Annotated in this window: 3 protein-coding genes; all 3 read right to left on the bottom strand. The window is 68.7% G+C overall.

All coding sequences use genetic code 11. The annotated features are described in order from the left end of the window. On the bottom strand, positions 1 to 1,101 hold a 1,101-nt coding region (locus tag JMF90_RS31620; protein ID WP_201325905.1), incomplete at its 3' end, for a Cache 3/Cache 2 fusion domain-containing protein. Between the two features lie 138 nt (positions 1,102 to 1,239). Beyond that, positions 1,240 to 1,671, bottom strand: coding sequence for a YqaA family protein (locus JMF90_RS31615; RefSeq protein WP_006479118.1), 432 nt, complete (start codon positions 1,669 to 1,671; stop codon positions 1,240 to 1,242). Positions 1,672 to 1,732: 61 nt separating this feature from the next. Further along, a complete protein-coding gene (kch, locus tag JMF90_RS31610; protein ID WP_011547784.1) occupies positions 1,733 to 2,908 on the bottom strand; it encodes a voltage-gated potassium channel protein in 1,176 nt (391 codons plus the stop codon). Positions 2,909 to 2,910: the final 2 nt, after the last annotated feature.

The raw sequence follows: 2,910 nt of genomic DNA, 5'->3' as shown, positions 1-2,910 counted from the left end.
GCCCGCCGCATAGCGCTCGGACGCGCGGGCGGCGGCTTCCAGCGGCCGGCTCACCACGCGCCGCACGACGATGACGAACAGCGTCGCGAACGCTGCGACGAGCACGGCGCCGATCATCAGGAAGCGGTTGCGGGTGGCGCGCATGGTGGCCAGCAGCTCGTCGTCGAGCGCGATCCCGCCGACGAGCCATTGCCACTGCGGAATCGTCGTGAACGACACGAATTTCGCGGTCGGCCCGGCGTCGTGCGCGGCCGGGTCGGTCGACGTATACGCGAGCCGGCCCTGGGCCGCCGCGAGCATCTGCGCGTAGGGGGCGCGCGTGTCGTCGGCACGCTGGCCGGCCGCATCGGGATGCACGACGAAGGTGCCGCGCGACGGGCCTTGCGACGCATCGAGCACGAAGTAGTAGCCGTTGTCGCCGATCTTCAGCGCACGGATGCCGTCCTCGACGAGCTTGAGCTCGGCGCCGATGTCGAGGCCGACGAACAGCGCGCCGATCACGCGGCCGGTCGCGTCGGTCACCGGCTTGTACTGCGTGATGTACGACCGGCCGAACAGCTTCGCGAGGCCCGTGTAGCTGCGCCCGGCGACCAGCGGCGCATACGCGGGGCCGGCGCGGTCGAGCTTGGTGCCGACGGCGCGCGCGCCGTCCTGCTTCTTCAGCGACGTCGTGATGCGCACGAAATCGTCGCCGTCGCGCGCGAAGATCGTCGCGATCGCGCCGCTTTTCTTCAGGAACTGGTCGGGAATCGAGTAGTCGAGGTCGAGCGGCTGGCCGCCCGCGAGCAGGGTCGGCGCGGCCACGCCGCCGATGTCGACGGTGCGCGCCGGGTCGAGCGAGAAATCGGCCGGCAGGAAACTCGCGAACAGCGACATCGAGCGGTTGGCTTCGGCGGTCAACGCCTTGTCGAACAGGTCGACCATCGCGCGGATCGACTGCTCCTTGTCGTCGATCCGCTTATGCGCTTCATCGGCGAGCTGCTGGCCGGCGAAATGGGCGAGGGTCCACGCGAACACGGTAAACAGCAGGGCGACGAGCGCGCACGCCAGCGCGGCCAGACGCGCGCCGACGCTCACTCGGCCCAATTGGGTCATTCTCATGAGACATCCTGAGTGGGAGTGAGAGGAGGCGGAACGCACGCGTCACCGCTCGTGGTCCCGTTAATACGGCAACTTTCGCGAAATCTTTAGCGGATGTCGCGGATCACGGCCCGCAGGCGGGCGAAGGGGAAGCGAGGGTCAGTGCATGACGAGCCACGCGACGGCCAGATAGCGGCCGACTTTCGCGATCGTCACGATCGCGAGAAAGGTCGGCAGCGGCTCGCGCAGCACGCCGGCGATCATCGTCAGCGGATCGCCGATCACCGGCGCCCAGCTCAGCAGCAGCGACCAGCGGCCGTAGCGTGCGTACCAGCGCTCGGCGCGCGCGAGCGCGGACGGCTTGACCGGAAACCAGCGGCGCTCGCGAAAATGCTCGATGCCGCGGCCGAGCGCCCAGTTGATCGCCGAGCCGGCGACGTTGCCGACGCTCGCGACCAGCACCAGCGCCCACACGGGTTCGCGTCCGGCGAGCAGCAGGCCGGCGAGCACGGCTTCGGACTGGAGCGGCAACAGGGTCGCGGCGACCATCGACACGGCGAACAGGCCGCCGTAAGTGAGCAATTCGGACATCGCGCGATTGTACCGGCCGTGCGGCGGCCGGCCCCGGTCACGCGGTCACCGGCTCACGATCTCACACGGCATCCGTCGTGCCGAACAGCAGGTGCGAGATCATCGACTTGTCGACCGGTTCGTCGTTGAGCGTGCTGGCGAGCAGTTCGCCCGCGAGCTGCTGCGGCGAGAACACCATGTCGGGCTTCAACAGCCGCAGCCGCTCGAGGTTGCGCTGCTGGTTCACGAGCGCGACCGTGCGCACCGACGGCGCGATCTCGCGGATCGCGAGGATGATGAACGCGTTTTCGGCGTCATCCGAGCGCAGCGCGAGCACCGCGCGCGCGGTCGCCGCGCCGGCGCTTTCCAGCACCGCATGGTCGGTCGCATCGCCGACGATCAGGTCGGTCGCCGCCGGATAGTTGTGCTCGACGCCGGCCGGCACGACGACGGTCACCGCGTAGCCGCGCTTGCGCAGCCCGTCGTGCACCGCATGCGCGACGGGTGTCGCGCCGACGATTAGGAAATGATGCTTGCGGATCACGTTCGAAATACCTCCCTTGACGATCCGTTTCAGATTGCCGCCGATCACCGGGCCGACGACCGCGCTGATCGACGTCGCGAACACCGTGATGCCGAGCACGATCACCGATGCGGTGAACAGGCGCGCGGTCGGCGCGTGCGGCACGATGTCGCCGTAGCCGACGGTCGACATCGACACGATCGAGAAATAGACGGCGGTGGCGAGATCGTGGACGGGCGGCGTGAATTCGTCGCCGAGATAGAGCACGCCGAAAGTGGCGTAGATCAGCAGCGACACGATGCTCAGCAACGCGAACAGGCCGCTGGCGGCCACGCTCGCGCGATCGAAGTGCCGCCAGTAGTACAGCAGCGCGACGACCAGCACGGCCGTATAGACGAACACCGCGTGGCTGCGATAGCCGCCGAGCACGCTGATTGCGGCGGCCGCCACCAGCAGCAGGATCGACAACACCCACGCGACGCGGGCACGCAGCACGATGCCGATGGCCATCGTCGCGAGGCCGGCCGCGACGACCACCTGCGGCAGCACGACGAGCCCCATGTTGTCGACGAGGTTCAGTGCATCGGCGAGCCACGCGCGGTGCAGACCGAGCCGCGCGTGCTCGACGACGGGGCGCAGCACCATGAGCGCATCGAGCGCAAGCAGGAGGGCGAGATACCAGTGCAGGCCGATCGGCGCGAACAGGCGCCGCAGGCGGGATGTGACGTGCTTCATTC

Source organism: Burkholderia sp. E168m23, assembly GCF_016586125.1.
In the GTDB taxonomy this organism is placed as follows: Bacteria; Pseudomonadota; Gammaproteobacteria; order Burkholderiales; family Burkholderiaceae; genus Burkholderia; species Burkholderia orbicola.
Note: the sequence above shows the minus strand (reverse complement) of the source record. Positions and strands in the feature narration are given on the sequence as shown.

Coding starts and splice junctions, on each gene's coding strand:
- JMF90_RS31615 (WP_006479118.1), bottom strand. CDS start 1,671: ATGTCCGAATTGCTCACTTACGGCGGCCTGTTCGCCGTGTCGATGGTC.
- kch (WP_011547784.1), bottom strand. CDS start 2,908: ATGAAGCACGTCACATCCCGCCTGCGGCGCCTGTTCGCGCCGATCGGC.